Below are 17,956 nucleotides of genomic sequence, written 5' to 3' on the forward strand. Positions count from 1 at the left end.
TGCGCTAATGAATATCTATTGGGTAACTTCCGGGCCTGCCAGGAAGTTTACCGCCCAAAGGTACGTACTTATTGATTGTACCGGTCGTCGGGTCCGAGATCTTTGCTAATATCGTCGGTCAGGACCTTGCGGAACCAATCCAGGATACCACCTCCTTTTTCTTTTTTCTTTTCGGGTTCTTTGGTGCTTTTCCCGGCTCCCTGCCCCAGGTTGCCGTGCCCGTTGCTGGGATGGCTGACCGCCGGTTGCAGGACCGAAGTATGCAGCGGAATCCGGTCGTCGAGCCGCTTGAAACCGGCCCAAACCAGGCCAACCGCCGTAGCAAAAGCCGGGTCGCTCACCAGGTCGGCCTTGACGTTGTGTTCGAGCTGATCCGGAAATCCGATCCGGACGTCCAGGCTTGTAACACGCTCGAAAATCCGCTCAATACCCGAAATAGCGGCTGTCCCCCCCGTCAGCACAACCCCGGCGACCAGTTTATCGCGGTAGCCGGACCGAATGATTTCGGCCTGTACCATGGCCGCAATCTCTTTCAGACGGGCTTCGATCACCAGCGCAACGTTTTTCAGGAGAATATCCTTGGGCGGGCGGCCGCTCAGATTCGGTACGGCAACCACCTCGTTCAACCGGAAATCACTCGGATCGGCGCTCCCGAACTTGGTTTTCAGGAGTTCGGCCTGCGTCGGCAAAACCCGGCAACCGATCTCCAGATCCGATGTCAGGCTGTTGCCGGCGTACGGAATGACGGCAACGTGCCGCAGAACATTTTTGTGGTAAATCGCAATTTCGGTCGTCCCGCCCCCGATGTCAACCAGCGCCACACCGGCGTGTTTCTCTTCTTCGGTCAACACGGCCAGGGCCGATGCCAGGGGAGCGAGCAGAAATTTATCGTTTTCCAGCGGTTCGCGGCTGGGCGATACCGACCGGGCGCGCTGAATACACTTACGTGTATACGAAGCCGAACTCGTCTGAGCCGTGATGACCTGAAAATCAGCCTCAAGCTTGACGCCAATCCGCCCCACGGGATAGTCGATGTTGGATTCGCTGTCGACTGTGAAATCCATCGGCAGGACGTGCACGATTTCCGAACCGGCCGGCAACACCGAACGGTACATATCACCAACCAGGTGATCAATGTCGTCGGCCACTACTTCGTCGCCGGGCGAGGTACGGGTGATGCTTCCATGCTGCCGACGAGCCGTTATGTTTTGCCCCGAAAAACTGACATTAACAACGTGAATATCGATGTTGGCTTGCCCGGCGGCTTCTTCAACGGCACGGTTGATTGCTTCGACGGTTTGGCCAATATTAACAACGGAACCTTTCGTAACTCCTTTCGAGATGGCTTTCCCCACGCCCAGAACATCCAAGCGGGCGTGATCGTTATTGCGGATAAGGCGGCCAGCCACGGCGCACACTTTGGTGCTGCCGATGTCCAGTCCTACTATAATTTCTTCCTGCTTGGGTATCATTCGCACACTATCTGGTTACGGTACTGTACACTTACCTTCCGGTATCGGTCCCAGCCTTTCAAGGGCAGGATGTGTTTGTAAAATAATTTTATTTTCTCAAGTTTCATCTCCAGATCAACGGGCTGACCGATTTCAATCAGGCAGTCGCCCACCTGCGGAACCAGCGTTACTTCCCGGTTTTTGTCGACAACCACCTGCGCCACCTGCGCTTTCCAGAACGGGTCCGTTTCAATCTGCTTCAGCAACGCCAGCAAAGGCTGGTACTTTTCGGTGGTCAGCGACTGCCGCTGGCTGAAGTAAGAACCGGACAACAACACGACCCGCGCCGTATAATTCATCGAAAGCGGAAACCAGCGGCCTTCTTCCGTCAGGTAGTAACCGGCAAACGCCGATTTATCTTCCTCGCCATCGGGCACCAGCCGGGCGATGGGCCGCTGCTGCTTGATGGCGACGATGAGCGTGCCCTTCAAATCCCGAAACAGTTCGCAGCTCTTCACCAGACCGTTTCGTTCCAGGCGCTTTTCCAGTCGCTTCAGATTCATGCTGGCGAAATCATCGCCCAGCAGAGGGTCTGCCCCGTCGTTGGTCAGTGTACGCATCACATCGTTCCGGTTCAGAAATCGATGCCCGTCCACTTCATCCATCCGGATGTCGATCCCTTCGCACTGCCGATGGGTCTGCCGGTGCTCGGTAAAGGCGATTAGCCCCACCAAAACGGCAAAACCTGCTACGGTTAGCAAGAAGGTTCTATTTATGGGCAAAATAGAAAACATCCGTCTTTATTAACTCTAAAAAAGATTTATTTTTATTGATTGGTCTGAAATAAATTTCGCAGTACCGGAATCATCTGATCGATGTCGCCCGCGCCGATGGTGGCCACCAGTTCGGGCGGATCGTTGCGCAGAATGTCGGGCAACTCGGCTTTGGTACACTGAACTTTGCTTTCAGACGTAATGGATTTAAAAATCAGGTCGGCACTCACTCCTTCGATGGGCAACTCCCGCGCCGGATAAATGTCGAGCAGGATCACGCGGTCGGCCAGCGAGAGACTTTCTGCAAACTCATCGGCAAAATCCCGGGTTCGGCTATAGAGGTGGGGTTGGAAGATAGCCGTCACCTTGCGCTCCGGATACAGTGCTTTCAATGAGGACAAAAAGGCAGAAACTTCCGCCGGATGGTGGGCATAATCGTCGATAAATATAGTATTTTTTGATTTGAGTATGTATTCAAAGCGACGTTTTACCCCTTTATAATTTCCGAGCGCCCGCCCGATAGCTTCCGGTTCAACGCCCACCTGAAGAGCCGCAGCCGCAGCCGCAACGGCGTTTTCAGCGTTGTGAAAACCCGGCACCTGCAGGCTCACCCCCTCGATAACCCCGTCAGGATGAACAATATCGAAGACAAAACAGGCGTTTTCAATCCGCAGATTCCGGCTGTGGTACGGGCCTTCGTTGAGAGAGTATTCGTAAACCGTTGCCGGTGTGTGATCGGCCAGCGCCAGCCCTTTTTTCATAAAAAGAGCACCATCCGGCTTGATCTGTCCGACAAATGCCCGGAAAGACTCCAGCACGGAATCATGATTGCCGTAAATATCGAGGTGGTCGGCGTCGGTTGAAGTCACAATCGCAACCTGCGGAAACAAGGTCAGAAACGAGCGGTCAAACTCGTCGGCTTCCACCACGCAAATGACGTTTGACAGGTCTTCGGTTGGTTCGTTGAGCAGGAAATTGGTACCGTAGTTCTGGGTGATTCCGCCCAGAAAAGCCGCGCAGTTTACCCCGGCATCCCTCAGAATGTGGGCTACCATCGACGACGTGGTGGTTTTGCCGTGCGTTCCGGCGATGGCCACGGTTGTCATCCGGCTGGCCAGCAGGCCCAGCACCTGCGAGCGTTTCTGCAGGGTAAAGCCCTGTTCGGTCAGGTAAATGTATTCCTGGTGGTTTTTCGGAACGGCGGGCGTGTAGATGATCAGCGTTTCCGAACGGTTTTCCCGAAAGTGAACCGGAATCTGCTCGACATCTTCCACGAAATGAATGACCATGCCCTCCTGTTGCAGCGCGTCGGTCAGGGGCGTGGAGGTTTTGTCGTACCCGGCCACTTCATAGCCGTTCACCAGAAACCAGCGCGCCAGCGCACTCATACCGATGCCACCGATTCCCAGAAAATAAACGTAACGAATGTTGTCTAAAGTCATTTTTTTGGTTGGGATGCCGACGTAATCGCCCTTGTTAATCACGCAAACCGTCGTCCCTTATTTTATCAGTCTCAATACTTCTTCTGCAATTTCGCGGGCGGCTTTGGGCCGCGCCAGACCACTGATGTTCTGACTGAGCGTATGCTGCTGCCCGGCATCGGCCAAAAGCCGCAGAGCCGCCGGAATCAGTTCAGTCGCAGCGTCACGGTCTTTGACCAGCAAAGCCGCATTCCGGTTCACCAGGCTCAACGCGTTTTTCGTCTGATGGTCTTCGGCTGCCGTCGGCAACGGTACCAGAATGGCGGGTTTTGTCACCAGACACAGTTCAGAAATCGACAGCGCACCCGCCCGCGAAACCACCACGTCGGCTGCCGCGTACGCCAGATCCATTTCGTAGACAAAGTCGAAAGCTTTAATGCGGTCCGTTCCCGCATCAGCGATGGCTTTGCGGGCTCGCTCGATAAATGCCGTCCCGGTTTGCCACACGACCTGGTAACCCGATTCGATCAAGGCATTCAGGTCTTTCTCAACGCTTTCGTTGATGGTTCGCGCTCCTTGGCTACCGCCAATGATGAGCAGCGTTTTGCGGTCCGGTTCCAGCTTGAAAAACGACAGCCCTTCGGCCCGTTTCATACTCGCCTGCATAATATCCGTGCGGACCGGGTTGCCGGTTAAGATCAGTTTACTTTCGGGAAAAAATGCTTCCATCCCCGGATAAGCCACGCAAATGGTCCGCGCCTTGCGAGACAGCAATTTGTTGGTTAACCCGGCGTAGGAGTTTTGTTCCTGAATCAGCGTGGGAATGCCTTTCAACGAAGCCGCCAGCAAAACCGGTCCGCTGGCGTACCCACCCACCCCGACGGCTGCATCGGGCCGAAATTGCTGAACGATCTGGCGGGCCCGCCAGAAGCTCCGGCCGAGCTTGAACGGAAAAGCCAGGTTTTCGGCCGTCAGCTGGCGTTTGATACCGACCACGGGCAACCCGATGATCTCGTACCCGGCCCGGGGCACTTTTTCCATTTCCATCTTCCCTTCCGCCCCCACAAACAGGATTTCAATGGTCGGATCGATGGTCTTTAATTCATTGGCAATGGCAATCGCCGGATAAATGTGTCCGCCGGTTCCTCCGCCACTGATGATAATGCGTTTTGGCATAAAGAGTTTCGATTGCGATGAAAAAGCCCGTCAACGAGTCAGGCGGTTTTCATCAAATTGCTTTCGTCGGCTTCCCCCCGGCTGACACTGATGATAATCCCGATGGCCGTTCCGGTAAAAAGCAGCGACGTACCACCCATACTCAGCAATGGCAGCGGCTGGCCCGTCACCGGAACCAGACCCACCGAAACCGCCATGTTGATCATCGCCTGAATCACGATGCTGAACGTTAGCCCGGCCGACAGCAGACCGCCATAGGCCCGGTTGGCCTTTCGAATGGCCCGCATTCCCCGCCAGAGCAGGTAGAGATACGCCATGACGATAACGACGCCCCCGATCAATCCGTATTCTTCCACGATCATGGCAAAAATGAAGTCGGAGTAGGAATGGGGCAGGTAGTTCCGCTGGTGGCTGTTGCCGGGCCCCTGTCCGTAGATGCCGCCGTGCGCCAGGGCGATGTAGGATTGCTCCACCTGAAACTCGGGAGGCCGCTTTCCGTTGAAGGTTTCCCAGTAATTGGTTAATCGGCTGCCCGACGTTTTGGCCCGTTGGCCGAGCATGAGGGCAAAACTGCCCATGATCATACAAACGACCACCATGCCTACCAGATACTTCATTGGCACGCGGCCGATGTACATCAGCAAAAAGCAGGTTGCGGCCAGTAAAACCGCCGTTGAGGCATTACTGAGGACAATACAGGCGCAGATCAAACCAATCCAGATGATCATGTTGGTCAGGATGCTGGCATCGTATTCTTCCCGCTTGATGTGTTGCCGTTTGGCCAGCATGGCGGCCAGGTTGGAGATTAAAGCCAGTTTGGCCAAATCCGACGGCTGGAATGTCTGGTTGATCAGCGGGATGGTGATCCAGCGGGATGCTTCGTTGAGGTTGGTTCCCTTGAAATAGGCCCACAGCAGCAGCGGCACCGAAAGCCACATGCCAAACCGCGAAAGCCGGGCGTAATAGATGTAGTTAAACCGGTGGGCGATCCACATGCAGGCCAGCCCCAGCGCCACCAGCGCCCCGTGCTTGAAAAGGTAGTACTCCGTCGATTGCAGCTTCTGGTACGCCATCGTGCCGGTTGCGCTGTAAACAACGGCGATACTCATAATCGAAAAAAACAACACCACGCCCCAGATATGGTAGTCGCCCTTGATGTTGTTTTTCAGCCAGCCAGTCGGTGAAATTGTCATTTCCCTGATCAAGTTATGGGTGATGCAGGATGAACGCCGAATGAAAACCCGTTACGGCCGTTCGTTCGGCGTTTACCCTTCCTAATTCATCATTCTTTTCTTAACCGCTTCCTTGAATTGGTTGCCCCGGTCTTCGTAGTTGCGGAACAGGTCAAAACTGGCGCAGGCCGGAGACAGCAACACCGTATCGCCCGGCTGGCCCCATTCCAGGCCCTTGGCAACGGCTTCGTTGACATCCTGCGTTTCGAACAGGGCCGGAACCCGGTCGGCGAAATAAGTAACCAGTTTCTGGTTGTCTTTGCCCAGGCAAATCAGCGCTTTCACTTTTTCGCGCACTAGTTCGGCCAGCTGGCCGTAATCATTGCCTTTGTCGAGGCCGCCCGCCATCCAGATCACCGGCGTTGTCATGCTTTCGAGAGCGTAATAGACCGAATCGACGTTGGTGGCTTTGGAGTCGTTGATAAACTGCACCCCATTGATTTCGCCCGCCGGTTCGAGCCGGTGCGGAGCGTTCTCGAATGTCATCAGTCCCTGACGCAGGGCTTCCGGCCCCACGCCCACCGCCTGAGCGGCTGAGAGGGCCGCCAGCATGTTGATGGCGTTGTGCTTGCCTTTCAGGGGCAGCTCGGCGGTATCTATTCGGAGCGGCTGACGACCGTCATCCAGCACTAGCGTCCCATCGTTCAGGTGAGCGCCGGGCCGGGGCGTATCGATTAGCGAAACGGGCCGCCGTTGTACCGCCGGTTGCCGGTCCGCCAGTTCCCTGCCGATTACCGGATCTTCCTGATAATAGATCAGCGTATCGTCAGGCGTCATGTTCTGTAAAATGCGGAATTTGGAATTCGCGTAGTTCTGAAACTGGTATTCGTACCGGTCCAAGTGATCGGGTGTTATGTTGAGCAGAATGGCAACGTTCATCCGGGTGCGGTACATATCGTCCAGTTGGAAGCTGCTCAATTCCAGCACGTAATAATCGAATGTGTTTTCAAGAACCTGCCGGGCGAAGCTGTCGCCGATGTTTCCGGCCAGACCGACGTTAAGCCCGGCGGCTTTCAGCAAATGGTACGTCAGGAGGGTGGTAGTAGTTTTGCCGTTGCTGCCCGTAATGCCGATCAGCCGGGCGTTGGTGTACCGGGCTGCCAGCTCAATTTCCGAAATAACGGGAATGTTTTGTTGCCGCAGTTTCTGAATAATGGCGGCTTTTTCCGGAATACCGGGACTTTTGACTACTTCCTGCGCCTGAAGAATCTGTTTTTCGGTGTGTTGCCCCTCTTCAAACGGAATACCGTGCTGAAGCAGGGTGTTCCGGTAGGATTCCTGCAAGAGACTCTTGTCGGACAAAAAAACCGTATACCCCTTGGCTTTCGCGAGCAAAGCGGCACCAACACCACTCTCTCCACCGCCCAAAATAACCATCAACGGCACTTTACCTTCCATATCGTTATGTGCAAACCAGAAACAAAAATAGAGGTTTCGCCGTAGTCTGTCCGTTCCTCCGGCAATCTTTTTGAGAATAAAAAGAAACCCCGCTTGCGAGCGGGGTCAAATGGGTGGGTACAGCGGAAAGGTCATTCTTTCTTTTCCAGCGACGTCGATACACGTAACCGGTTGGCTGCCTTTACAATGAGAAACACAACCCAGGCAATAATCAAGAATTGAATCACAATATTGAGGAAGTTGCCGTAGCGGATGGCCACCTCCGGCGTATCGCCAACGGCGGCCCGCAGAACAATTTTCAACTCACTAAAGTCGATTCCACCGGTCAAGATACCTAAGATCGGATTGATAATGTCTTCGACCAGCGATGTGGTAATTTTTCCGAAAGCGGCTCCGATGATAACACCCACAGCCAAATCCAGTACGTTGCCCTGGGCAATAAAGGTTCTAAATTCTCTCAGCATGGTAGGCACAGTTTGATTCGCAGGAAGTTAAAAAATGTAACCATTCGGTCAAATCTTTTTACAAAAATTAATAACAGCATGGGCTTCCTGTTGCAAACTGGCGGTTACAGCTTCTCCTCTACCCAAACTTTCATGCCTTTCAAAGCCATCGGGCCGTATTGGGTTGCCAGGGCTACATCGGCGGCATCGCGCCCGTAAGCCACGACAATCCGGTTGCCTCGCGGCTCTTTCTGGGTGGCATCAAAAGTATACCAGCGACCGTCGACAAAAGCCTCAAACCAGGCGTGGAGGTCCATCGGATCGAGTTTGTAGAGATACCCGACCACCATCCGGGCCGGAATGTTCAGGCTCCGGCAGAGGGCAATTCCCAGGTGTGCAAAATCGCGGCAAACGCCAATGCGTTTTTCGGCGGTATCCACGGAGGACGTCGTTGCATCGCTGGTGCCGTACTGGTAGGTGATGTGGTTTTGAATCCAGCTTCGTATGGCTTCTACCTGGTTGTAGCCGGGGGCAAACCCCGCCGTAATGTCCATGGCCTGGGCTCCCAGCCGATCCGACTGGCAGTAGCGGCTGGGCAGCAAAAACTGCAGCGTATCGTCGGGTAGCTCCTCAACCGGAACAAACGGCGCTCCGAGTGCCACGTCGATGCTGTCAGCGGTTTCGGCGGTCAGCGAAATTTCAATTCGGAACGGTCCTGCCGGGGCAACCAGTCGCTGGCAGAGATTGCCGTAGGTATCGGTGTATTCAACAACCGGCGTGTTGGGTTCAATCTGGTATTCTTCGGAGATGATCCACTGCCCGGCGCCGGAGCGGGGGCGTAACATCAGCACAACAGGTGCCGGGGCCGGAACGTCGTAAGTGAGTTCACAGCCAGCGAAAAGCTTCATAAAATGGGATGATTGATGATTTACGTTCAGTAGGGCAGGCTAATGGCCAGCTTAGCGCTCTCTAATTTCTTTAAACCAAATGCTTCCGGAATTGTTGCAACAGCTGGTCACAAAACCTGTACGAACGGGCGAAACTGCAAAAAAGCCGACAGAATACCGCTTTGCTACGGCCTTCTGACGGCTTTTGAGGGCTTTCGGTAACGGGTTAAGCTACAGTTTTACCGAGTATTTTTTGGTATATGTCGTCGCCTTAAACTGTTCGAACGGTTCGGATTTATAGTGATCCCCGCCGATGAACGTAATGATCTGGTGAAAAACCGGCGGCTTCATGAAACCGGGAATGGGCTGAATAGCCTGAAACTTTTCGTTCATAAACACCACAGTCGGATAGCTAAGTTGGTTCTGCAACAGAGCTGCTGCCAGCTGGTGATAGCCCCGGTTGCCCTGAGCCACGTACACAAATTTATCTTTTCCGAGCACGATGTCCTCCTTCTGCTCGGCGTTGAGCTTGACGGCGTAATAATTTTTACTGATGTAGTCGGCCACCGAGGGGTTGCTGAACGTTTCGCGGTCCATCACCTTACACCAGCCGCACCAGTCGGTATACACGTCAATGAATATCTTTTTGGGCTGCTTCTGGTTTAGGGCAAAAGCTTCTTCAATCGTCAGCCACTTAATTTTGGCTTCTTCCTTAACGGCTTCGGGGCGGGGGCGGAAAGCAACCAGCGTGACGGCCACCAGCAAAAACGTGAGAATCAGGGAGAATGACTTGGTCATACAGGTAATGGTTTGCGCGAAACCGTCGGGAGTCGCCCTATCGATTGAATAACGAACAGTAACGAAGTAACAATATGCCATAACCGCAAGTTCATGGCCTTATTTTGACTTATAAACCCTGTAATGGTAACAAGATTGGCACTAGAAACAGCAAGACTGTACAAAATTAAATTATTCAGAACGGGTTTTGGTCGTCGTCCAAATCTTTGATGGAACCAAATCCCATAACAGTCCGGAAAACGGGATGGTCGCGCAGTTCAGTGGCCCGCATAATTTTGTCGCTGCCGAACTTAGCTTTCACGTCGTATACGGCTTTGCGAAGTGTATTTTTACGGGTGTTGTTTTCAAACAGGCTGAACGGCACCAGCTGGGCCGGCATGAAGCGAGACACGCTGACGCTCATGCTCCGGATCGAGCAGCTCAGGATGGGTTCGCACCGGTCAACATCCTGAAACCGTCCGAAACGCTGCCGAATCAGGGTATACAGTTCCATGCTATCCTGCCCGGGTTCGGGTAGTTTGATTTCATCGCAGTAATTCCGACCGTCGTGGTAGCGGCAGTAAAACGTTACGTCCTGGCAAAAAACATCCTGCTTTATCATCCGGCGTTCGAGCGACAGGCAGAGCGATTGCAGCAGTTCGTCGAGTTGCTCCGGCGATTGCCGCTGACCAGCCGAAACCGTTCGCATGGCCTGCATACTCTTGTACTCAACGGTTTCCAGCTCTACTTCGCCCCCGAAGTTCAGCCGAAGATGCCAGTGCCAGCCGATGATGCTGTTGCAAACCACCCGCAGCCGCTCCGGCAACGCGTACCGCAGATCCAGCGGAGTCAGGATGCCCTGGGCCTGCAACCGGTTGGCCATGCGCTGCCCGATGCCGGGCAGGTCGGTTAGTGAAAGGTCTTTCAAGACGTCGTCGATGGTTTCGGGCGTAATCATAACCAGACCGTCCGGTTTCTGGAGACCGGAACCCAGTTTTGCCAGAAACGCATTGGGCGCAATACCGATGGAACACCGCAGCCAGTCGCCGACTTTTGTCCGGATATCGCTTTTAATCTGGCGCGCCACCTCCCCGACATCTTTGTACATCAACTGACAGCGGGTCAGGTCAACCACGACTTCGTCGATGCTTTTAGGAAACACATCGGGCGTAAACGTCCGCAGCACTTCGATAATGGCCCCGTGAAATTCCCGATACCGCTGGGCGTTGATCTCAACCGGCACCAGTCCCGGACAACTCTGCGTGGCCTCATCCAGCCGCATTCCCAGCCTGACGCCCAATTTTTTGGCTTCGATGGAAGGTGCTATCACGCAGCCCTGCCTGCCGGTGTAGACGCAGACCGCCACGGGTCGATCACGCAGGTAAAAGTTAACCTGCTGCTCACAACTGGCAAAAAAGCTGTTCATATCGACGAACAAAACCGTCGGCTTTGTGTATTGCTCCATCCGCTCCATTTTATGATTTGGCTAGCATATAATATTATTCTGGCAGGTTTCATCGGATTTGTTGTTTTATTTAGTAAATTTGATCACAATATATAATACTTGTATTATAACAGTCAACAACTATATCATGTTTAGCGAACCGGGAAAATCGTTTGAGGAGGGTCTGGAACCGATTCAGGAACGGCTACGGCAGGTGTTCGACGCTCTGGAAATCAGCATCTACCAGGCCGCTAAAGACCTGGGTGAGAATTCATCGAAATTTTACAACATCCTGAACGGGCGCGCCAAGCCGTCGTATGACACCATCATGCGGCTTCTGGAGCAATACCCGCAGGTACGGGCCGACTTTCTGTTGCGGGGCCAAAAACCCGTGATCGACGAGCCGGAGCAAAATGGGAAGATTATTGAACTGGAGGTTCGGTACACCGACCTTCCGTTCGTACCGACGCGTTTCTACGCCAGTTTCATCGAGACCTACACCGAAGGAATCAGCATGGCGCAGATGGAAACGTACCGCGTTCCGGTCCACATGATCGGAAACTACAAGAATCCGGTGATTATCGAGATTTCCGGCAACAGCATGACCCCGCAACTGGCCAACGGTGCGAAAGTGCTGGCCGTTCTGGTGGATCCCAACAATTGGGAATACCAGTCGGGCGGTATTTACGCGGTGATCTACCGGGACTTTTTTGTCGTTAAACGCATCAAAGACAACGAACTGCTGACCAAACAACGGTTAACGCTGCACTCCGACAATCCCAACGGCGGTAGCGTAACGGTTCCACTGAAAGACATTCGCGGCATCTGGAAGATTGTCCGCGTGATTGATTCGCCGGTGGAATAACAACGTGAGATTTTATAAAAAAGCGGGCCTGAACGCGTTCAGGCCCGCTTTTTTATGCGGTTATCGTTCGTTTTTCAACTCAAAAGGCTCATTGGTCGTCAGCCACGAAAGCCATTTATTCTGGGATTTCATCACCTGTTCAATTACATCCCGCACCGCCCCGCGTCCGCCCGTTATGGGCGACACATAATCACAGACGGCCCTGATTTCGTCGGCGGCATCGGCCGGGCACGCACTAAGCAGATCCGGGCGGGAAAGAATCTGAAAATCCGGTATATCGTCGCCCATGTACAGCACTTCGTCCTCGTTGATCTGATCCCGGTTCAGGTAACCGATGTAGGCATGCAGCTTCTGCTCCGTCGGTCCGCCCATAAAAATGTCTTTGATTTTCAGAAATTCCAGCCGTTTCCGCACGCCCACCTGATTGCCCGCCGACAGCACCGCCACCCGGTAGCCCGAATGCACCGCCCGTTCGATGGCGTAACCGTCCCGAATGTTGAACGTCCGGAATTGTTCGCCCGATTCCAGCGCATTAACGCTCCCGTCGGTCATAACGCCGTCGACGTCGAAAATAAACGTGGTGATTTTTCTGAATCGTTCCTGTAGTGTGTTCATTTCTGCTTACCGGTTTCGGCTAAAATACGGTCTAAATTTCCGTTTGGCCTAATTTTCTTCTAGTTTTAACGTCCGCCAAGGATAGTTGCTTACACGAATGGAATTCAGTAAACTGGCTGCACACTACCAGGAAAGTCTTTTTCGGACGATCCTCCCGTTTTGGATCAAACACAGCCGCGACACGGTTTGTGGGGGGTATTTTAATGCGCTAAACAGCCAGGGCGACGTTTTTGATACCGACAAAGTTATCCAGTTACAGGCGCAGCAAATCTGGGCCTTTTCCTTTTTGTTTAATCAGGTAGACGCGCTTCCGCAGTGGCTGGAGCTGGCACGGCACGGCGCCGATTTTTTGATGCAGCACGGCCGGTTCGAAAACCGCTGGCTCGGCGTCGTTGACCGGCGCGGACGGCCCGTTGCTCCGGCCCTTACCGTTGCCCCGGCCTGCTCGGTTGCGATGGCGTTTGCCCAGTTGTACGCAGCCACCAGCGAGCCGGAATTTGCCGACCTGGCCCAGCAAACCGTGCTGACGGTTGTTGCCGATCGCCAGCAGCAGCACGAACAATGGGAAAAACAGCTGGGCGGTTTCCGGCAACTGAAACATCTCCGCGAGCCGATGGCACTCCTGAAAGCCCTGCTCGAAACCCGTCCGCTGCTGGACCCGGACTTTTACAAGCAGGCCACTGAAGCCGTTGTTAACGAAATCCAGAACGAATTTTTCGATAAGCGCATCACGGTTTTGCGCGAACAGGTGTTACCCGGCGGGTCGTTCTGCGACAGCCCGGCGGGTCGGCGGCTGCACGGCGGGTACGGCTTTGAAACCGCCAATTACCTCCTGGAAGTGGCCGACCTGACCGGCAACCGGCGGCTGGCGCAGCAGGCCGTTCAGATGGCGCTTCACCTGGCGGACCTTTGCTGGGACGAACCTTCGGGCGGGTTCCTTCAGTACGCTGACTTGAAAGACCGGCCCAGCGTCGACAGTGAGTGGGACCGCAAACTCTGGTGGATTCACTCCGAAGCCCTGGCGATTTTTTCGCGGGGGTACATCCACACCCGCCAGAACGACTGCCTGAAGTGGTTCCGGAAAACGCACGAATACACCTGGCAACACTTCCCGGATAAAACCCATCAGGAGTGGTTTACCGTACTCGACCGCAAAGGCCAGCCGGTGGTAAGCAGCAAAGCTACCCCCGAAAAGGGGTGCTATCACCTCATCAAAGGCTTATATGAAACCTGGCGGGCGCTGGAAAGTGCCGCTCTCACCGATAAAAACCGTCAGGAAAACCGGTTAGAAATCCGGCTGGGCCGTCGAACTAATTAAGACCGTTGCTGAATACCGTCGGACAGCGTCCGGTACAAGTTCAGCAAATCCGGTCGACTGTTTAAATAATTCATGTGCAGGCTCAGCGTATTGAAATCTCCGCGCCGGGCGGGGCCGGTTTGCACCAGCGCCGGATGCCGGGCGTCGAGTGCTTTCTGGACGGTTTCTTCGATCAGGGGCTTCAGCAGGTCAAACTCCAGGTTTTCCGAATCGACCAGATCTTTGGCAACGCCGAACAGGTAGTTGGTGAAATTACAGGCCATCACAGCGGCCAGGTGTAGTACCATCCGTTCGTGGGAATTCACCAGGTAAACAGTTTTGCTAAGCTCCTGCCCCAGGGTCACCAACTGCGCTTCCGATTCGGGATCGCTGGCTTCGATGCACAACGGTATTTCTTCAAAATTCAGCACGCGGGTGCCTTTGCTGAACGTTTGCAGCGGGTAGAAAACTCCCGTCCGGACCGGCACATCGCTGTAAATAGCCATCAGTCGGCGGAGTTTTTCCAACGACTGGCTCCCGGAGGTGTGCACAACCAACGCATTTTCGGGCAGCACCAACTGGGCGGCTACGTCCTCCATCGCATCGTCCGGAATGGCCAGCACGAACAACGCCGACTCGCTTTCGGCAAAATTCAGATCGGATTGCAGCCGGGCGTCGTACAACATGGATAGGAGCTGTTGGGCGTTTTTTTCATCCCGGCTGTAAACCTCACAAATCAGATGAGCGGCATTTTCGAAGGCCATTGCCAAATGCCAGGCCAGATTTCCGGCCCCAATGAAGGACAGTTTCATGCGATAAAGATATTTTCTGAAAGCAAACAAAAAAGGAATCCCACGGTTTTTTCGGAGGTTAGTATAGACCGGGTACGAAAAATGGAAGTGATAATTCTACTACTTTACGCGCTGGTGCTTTTGTTGCTGTTCGCGTATAACTGCGGCCAGCTGAGTTTGATTATTAGTTATTTGCGCTCCAAGCGAAGACAGCGAGCGTTCCGGCAATACTCCGACAAACAGTCGCAGCCTTTACCGGTGGTTACGGTCCAGCTACCAGTTTATAACGAACTCTACGTTGCTTCCCGGCTCATTGACGCAGTAGCCAATCTGAACTACCCGCGTTCGCAGTTTGAGATTCAGGTGCTGGACGATTCGACCGACGAAACTGTGGGCATCATTGCCGAAAAAGTAGCCCAATACCAACAACAGGGCATTGATATTCAACACATTCGCCGGGCCGACCGTAAGGGCTTCAAAGCTGGGGCGCTGGCCTACGGACTGGAACGCGCCAAAGGTGAATTTATCGCCATTTTTGACGCCGACTTCATGCCGGAGCCGGATTTTCTGCTGAAAACCGTTCCGCATTTCGAAAATCCGAAAGTCGGCATTGTGCAGACCCGCTGGACGCACCTCAACGAAAACTACTCGGTACTCACTCAATTACAGGCGTTTGGCCTTAATGCTCACTTTTTCGTTGAACAGGGTGGCCGCAACGCCGACGGTTATTTCATGAATTTCAACGGCACGGCGGGTGTCTGGCGTAAAACCACCATTCTAGACGCCGGAAGCTGGAGCAGCGATACCCTGACGGAAGACCTAGACCTGAGTTACCGTGCCCAACTGAAAGGGTGGGAGTTTGTGTACCGCGAAGACATTGGCTCCCCGGCGGAATTACCCGTGGCCATGAACGCCCTCAAGTCGCAGCAATACCGTTGGATGAAAGGTGCCGCCGAATGTGCCCGAAAGCTGATGTTCAGCGTCTTACGTGCGCCCGAGATACCGTTCAAGATTAAACTACACGCATTCTTTCACTTGCTAAGCAGTTCGACGTTTATCCTGATTTTTCTGCTCGGTTTGCTCAGCGTGCCGGTTCTCTACATCCGCATTCATCATCCGGAATACCAGTCGGTTTTTCTACTCCTGGGCTTTTTCCAGGTCAACCTGATCATTCTTCTCTTGTTCTACGGAATTCCGTTCTGGCTCGAACGCCGGGAGAAAATCGAACAACTGGGGTACTATTTCCCGATGTATTCCTCCCTGATGATGGGTCTTTCGCTGCACAATACCATTGCCGTCATTGAAGGGTTCATTGGCCGAAAAACGCCGTTCATCCGTACGCCCAAATTCAACGTAAAAACTGGCAGCGACAGCTGGCGCAAAAACAAGTACATGAGCCTGGATCTGAACCCTTCCATCAACTGGCTGACGCTTTTTGAGGGCTTTCTGATGCTTTATTTTCTGTTTGGCATTGGTTTGGGCTTTTATTTTCACCAGTACAATATGCTGGTTTTCCACATCATGCTGGCCATCGGTTTTGGGCTGGTCTTTCTGTACAGCGTGTTTCATTCGCGGCTGGAATCCTGAACATAAAAAACCCGCAGCGCTCTTTATAGCATTGCGGGTTAAGCGTTACATTAACCTAACTAATCTCAAAATCTTAATTCGGGACGCAGTTCCGAATCAACTGCTTGAAGGCTTCGGCGACATAACGGCCCTTTTCAATATCGCCAAGCTGAATTTTTACCGTGTGGACGTAATCGGAAGGCTTACCATCTTTGAAGGTTTTCACCAGTTTTTCTTTTCCCTTCGTAATCAGACTGACGTACACATTTTTGCCCTCCACATCGAAGCTGGTAGCGTCGGCGTTAAAGTCTTTCAACGCCAGGTCATACACCAGTTCCGACGTTTTCTTTCCACTCTGCGTAACCGTCAGTTTCAGGTCGCAGGTACCGTTTTCAGGGACCATTGAATAACTTGTCAATTCTTTTTCACCCAGGTCTTTCGGCAATTGTTCCTGGATCCACGCCAGACGTGCCTGCTGGCTGGTGGCCGGCACCGGGCTCTTGCGGGATTGCGCACAGAGCTGAGCGGCTTTTTCGAATGCCAGCGATGTGTACCGAACAGTCTCCAGATTGTCGGCGGCCAACTCCAGGCCAGAAACGTAATTCTGACGGACTCCGTTTTTGGTGTAACTGATAAACTTGCGGTTGTCGCGGGTCTTCAGATCAATGGCGTACAGTTCTTTATCGACCCCGAGTTTGGTTCCTTTGTCCGCCAGATCGGCCAGATTGAATTCGTAGACTTCCTCGGTATTATTTTTATGGTTGGTTTCGCGCCGGGTGTAGGTACAGATGCAATCCGGCTTTAGGGTTTGTTCAATTGTGCGATCGTTGGTTTTGGCGGCCACTATGCTCGACTCGAGGTATTTCTGGGCGCTGGCCATGTTGGCAAACGTCGGCTTGCGGGATTCCAGTTGCTTCACGGCCTGTGGAATCAGCTTGCGCCAGGCTGCGGCAATGTCCCGAATCTTGTCGGCATCTCCGCTGATGATTTCAAACGACTGGACAACGTTGTCCAACTTGCCGTCTTTGGCGTAGCCTATCAACTTTTGCTTCTGCTGAGTAAACAAAGACAGCTCGAACCGCCTGCCTTTGGCTTCAACCTGCAATCCATCCAGACCCAGATCGCCGAGGTTGAACGAAAACGTTTCCGTCGATGCAGTCCCTTTGGCGCCAACCTCGCTCCGCCGAAAAACCGCCCGTAACGGGTTTCCCTGATCGAACGTCAGTGTTTGTTCGTAGTTGTCGGAGCCGATGGCTTCCGTGCCGATGCTGGTTTTGAGCCACTGGCGTAAATCGTCCAGCGACTCCGGCGTCCGGGCGGGTTTGTAGGCTTTTTCAGCCGCCAGAATTGCTTTTTTCAGGGATTCAACGAGGGCTTTGGCAAGCTCCGGATTGTCGGCGTATAATTTCACCCGGTCGGTCAGGCTTTTCAGTTCACCGTTTTCACTGTAGCGGACAAACTTGCGGTGCTGTTTGGTGTCGGCCATCACCGCAATGACGTCTTTCTCTACTTTGTAGCTAACCGAAGTCGCGTCCAGGTCCGACAGGTTCAGAAAATACTTTCCTTCATCCCCTTTGCCTTTCTCGCTTGTTTTCGTCACCGAGAAGGTAGCCCGGTAGTTGGGTTGCGACGCTTCCAGCTTCTGGACAAACTGCGCGTTCCCTGTCTTAACGGGTTGCAGTTGCGTCGAGACGCTGGCCAGGGGGCCGGTCATCAGGTCCTGGGCATTTGCGGCCACGCCGAACAGAGCCGCCAACCAGATCAATACTGGCTTTTTCATGATAAATTGAGTTCGTATTTGTTGTTGCTGTACGGCTTTC

The 17,956-nt window shown here is 53.5% G+C and carries 16 protein-coding genes; 3 read left to right on the forward strand and 13 right to left on the reverse strand.

The window, feature by feature from the left end; all coding sequences use genetic code 11:
* Nucleotides 1–68: 68 nt before the first annotated feature.
* The 10 genes from ftsA to OQ371_RS07170 all read right to left on the reverse strand — a co-directional run bounded on the left by ftsA (nt 69) and on the right by OQ371_RS07170 (nt 11,023).
* Nucleotides 69–1,472 carry a cell division protein FtsA gene (ftsA, locus tag OQ371_RS07125; protein WP_265993103.1) on the reverse strand — a complete coding sequence of 468 codons (1,404 nt, stop codon included), beginning with the start codon at nt 1,470–1,472 and terminating at the stop codon, nt 69–71.
* Nucleotides 1,469–2,212 carry a cell division protein FtsQ/DivIB gene (locus OQ371_RS07130; RefSeq protein WP_265993104.1) on the reverse strand — a complete coding sequence of 248 codons (744 nt, stop codon included), beginning with the start codon at nt 2,210–2,212 and terminating at the stop codon, nt 1,469–1,471. Before OQ371_RS07130 ends, ftsA begins: the two co-directional genes overlap by 4 nt.
* Nucleotides 2,213–2,277: 65 nt before the next feature.
* On the reverse strand, nt 2,278–3,666 hold the full coding sequence (murC, locus tag OQ371_RS07135; protein ID WP_265993105.1) for a UDP-N-acetylmuramate--L-alanine ligase: 1,389 nt from the start codon (nt 3,664–3,666) through the stop codon (nt 2,278–2,280).
* 57 nt (nt 3,667–3,723) lie between these two features.
* Nucleotides 3,724–4,821, reverse strand: a complete 1,098-nt coding sequence (murG, locus tag OQ371_RS07140; RefSeq protein ID WP_265993106.1) for an undecaprenyldiphospho-muramoylpentapeptide beta-N-acetylglucosaminyltransferase — start codon at nt 4,819–4,821, stop codon at nt 3,724–3,726.
* Nucleotides 4,822–4,859: 38 nt separating this feature from the next.
* Nucleotides 4,860–6,014, reverse strand: a complete 1,155-nt coding sequence (locus OQ371_RS07145; RefSeq protein ID WP_265993107.1) for an FtsW/RodA/SpoVE family cell cycle protein — start codon at nt 6,012–6,014, stop codon at nt 4,860–4,862.
* Between the two features lie 81 nt (nt 6,015–6,095).
* On the reverse strand, nt 6,096–7,451 hold the full coding sequence (murD, locus tag OQ371_RS07150; RefSeq protein ID WP_265993108.1) for a UDP-N-acetylmuramoyl-L-alanine--D-glutamate ligase: 1,356 nt from the start codon (nt 7,449–7,451) through the stop codon (nt 6,096–6,098).
* Between the two features lie 131 nt (nt 7,452–7,582).
* Nucleotides 7,583–7,915 (reverse strand): large-conductance mechanosensitive channel protein MscL, encoded by a 333-nt coding sequence (mscL, locus tag OQ371_RS07155; protein WP_265993109.1) that lies wholly within the window; start codon nt 7,913–7,915, stop codon nt 7,583–7,585.
* A gap of 104 nt (nt 7,916–8,019) precedes the next feature.
* On the reverse strand, nt 8,020–8,802 hold the full coding sequence (locus OQ371_RS07160; RefSeq protein WP_265993110.1) for a transglutaminase family protein: 783 nt from the start codon (nt 8,800–8,802) through the stop codon (nt 8,020–8,022).
* 210 nt (nt 8,803–9,012) lie between these two features.
* On the reverse strand, nt 9,013–9,579 hold the full coding sequence (locus OQ371_RS07165; RefSeq protein ID WP_265993111.1) for a thioredoxin family protein: 567 nt from the start codon (nt 9,577–9,579) through the stop codon (nt 9,013–9,015).
* 175 nt (nt 9,580–9,754) lie between these two features.
* Nucleotides 9,755–11,023 (reverse strand): DNA polymerase Y family protein, encoded by a 1,269-nt coding sequence (locus OQ371_RS07170; RefSeq protein ID WP_265993112.1) that lies wholly within the window; start codon nt 11,021–11,023, stop codon nt 9,755–9,757.
* A 127-nt stretch (nt 11,024–11,150) separates the two neighbouring features.
* Between OQ371_RS07170 and OQ371_RS07175 the strand changes: the two genes are divergently transcribed.
* Nucleotides 11,151–11,867 carry a LexA family transcriptional regulator gene (locus OQ371_RS07175; protein WP_111628967.1) on the forward strand — a complete coding sequence of 239 codons (717 nt, stop codon included), beginning with the start codon at nt 11,151–11,153 and terminating at the stop codon, nt 11,865–11,867.
* Nucleotides 11,868–11,927: 60 nt separating this feature from the next.
* Here the strand turns inward: OQ371_RS07175 and OQ371_RS07180 are convergent, their stop codons facing one another.
* The gene (locus tag OQ371_RS07180) at nt 11,928–12,482 is read right to left on the reverse strand and encodes a KdsC family phosphatase (protein ID WP_265993113.1); all 555 of its coding nucleotides are present in this window, start codon (nt 12,480–12,482) and stop codon (nt 11,928–11,930) included.
* Between the two features lie 97 nt (nt 12,483–12,579).
* On the opposite strand from OQ371_RS07180, the gene OQ371_RS07185 reads away from it, so the two are divergent.
* Complete coding sequence (locus OQ371_RS07185; protein WP_265993114.1) at nt 12,580–13,800, forward strand: AGE family epimerase/isomerase; 1,221 nt, start codon at nt 12,580–12,582, stop codon at nt 13,798–13,800.
* Here OQ371_RS07185 and OQ371_RS07190 read toward each other — a convergent pair.
* The gene (locus OQ371_RS07190; RefSeq protein WP_265993115.1) at nt 13,797–14,591 is read right to left on the reverse strand and encodes a Rossmann-like and DUF2520 domain-containing protein; all 795 of its coding nucleotides are present in this window, start codon (nt 14,589–14,591) and stop codon (nt 13,797–13,799) included. The two genes, OQ371_RS07185 and OQ371_RS07190, sit on opposite strands and share 4 nt — an antisense overlap.
* 81 nt (nt 14,592–14,672) lie before the next feature.
* Between OQ371_RS07190 and OQ371_RS07195 the strand changes: the two genes are divergently transcribed.
* Nucleotides 14,673–16,157: a cellulose synthase family protein gene (locus tag OQ371_RS07195; protein WP_265993116.1), complete on the forward strand. Its 1,485-nt coding sequence runs from the start codon at nt 14,673–14,675 to the stop codon at nt 16,155–16,157.
* Nucleotides 16,158–16,230: 73 nt separating this feature from the next.
* Here OQ371_RS07195 and OQ371_RS07200 read toward each other — a convergent pair whose 3' ends face one another.
* Complete coding sequence (locus OQ371_RS07200; protein ID WP_265993117.1) at nt 16,231–17,916, reverse strand: hypothetical protein; 1,686 nt, start codon at nt 17,914–17,916, stop codon at nt 16,231–16,233.
* Between the last annotated feature and the right edge of the window lie 40 nt (nt 17,917–17,956).

Origin of the sequence: Larkinella insperata, from assembly GCF_026248825.1 — a bacterium.
Taxonomy (GTDB): Bacteria; Bacteroidota; Bacteroidia; order Cytophagales; family Spirosomataceae; genus Larkinella; species Larkinella insperata.

Bases quoted from the DNA above. Each gene is read 5' to 3' on its own strand.
- OQ371_RS07170 (WP_265993112.1), bottom strand. From the start codon at position 11,023: ATGGAGCAATACACAAAGCCGACGGTTTTGTTCGTCGATATGAACAGC.
- OQ371_RS07145 (WP_265993107.1), bottom strand. From the start codon at position 6,014: ATGACAATTTCACCGACTGGCTGGCTGAAAAACAACATCAAGGGCGAC.
- OQ371_RS07165 (WP_265993111.1), bottom strand. From the start codon at position 9,579: ATGACCAAGTCATTCTCCCTGATTCTCACGTTTTTGCTGGTGGCCGTC.
- murD (WP_265993108.1), bottom strand. From the start codon at position 7,451: ATGGAAGGTAAAGTGCCGTTGATGGTTATTTTGGGCGGTGGAGAGAGT.
- OQ371_RS07175 (WP_111628967.1), top strand. From the start codon at position 11,151: ATGTTTAGCGAACCGGGAAAATCGTTTGAGGAGGGTCTGGAACCGATT.
- murC (WP_265993105.1), bottom strand. From the start codon at position 3,666: ATGACTTTAGACAACATTCGTTACGTTTATTTTCTGGGAATCGGTGGC.
- ftsA (WP_265993103.1), bottom strand. From the start codon at position 1,472: ATGATACCCAAGCAGGAAGAAATTATAGTAGGACTGGACATCGGCAGC.
- OQ371_RS07180 (WP_265993113.1), bottom strand. From the start codon at position 12,482: ATGAACACACTACAGGAACGATTCAGAAAAATCACCACGTTTATTTTC.
- OQ371_RS07160 (WP_265993110.1), bottom strand. From the start codon at position 8,802: ATGAAGCTTTTCGCTGGCTGTGAACTCACTTACGACGTTCCGGCCCCG.
- mscL (WP_265993109.1), bottom strand. From the start codon at position 7,915: ATGCTGAGAGAATTTAGAACCTTTATTGCCCAGGGCAACGTACTGGAT.
- OQ371_RS07190 (WP_265993115.1), bottom strand. From the start codon at position 14,591: ATGAAACTGTCCTTCATTGGGGCCGGAAATCTGGCCTGGCATTTGGCA.
- OQ371_RS07185 (WP_265993114.1), top strand. From the start codon at position 12,580: ATGGAATTCAGTAAACTGGCTGCACACTACCAGGAAAGTCTTTTTCGG.
- murG (WP_265993106.1), bottom strand. From the start codon at position 4,821: ATGCCAAAACGCATTATCATCAGTGGCGGAGGAACCGGCGGACACATT.
- OQ371_RS07200 (WP_265993117.1), bottom strand. From the start codon at position 17,916: ATGAAAAAGCCAGTATTGATCTGGTTGGCGGCTCTGTTCGGCGTGGCC.
- OQ371_RS07195 (WP_265993116.1), top strand. From the start codon at position 14,673: ATGGAAGTGATAATTCTACTACTTTACGCGCTGGTGCTTTTGTTGCTG.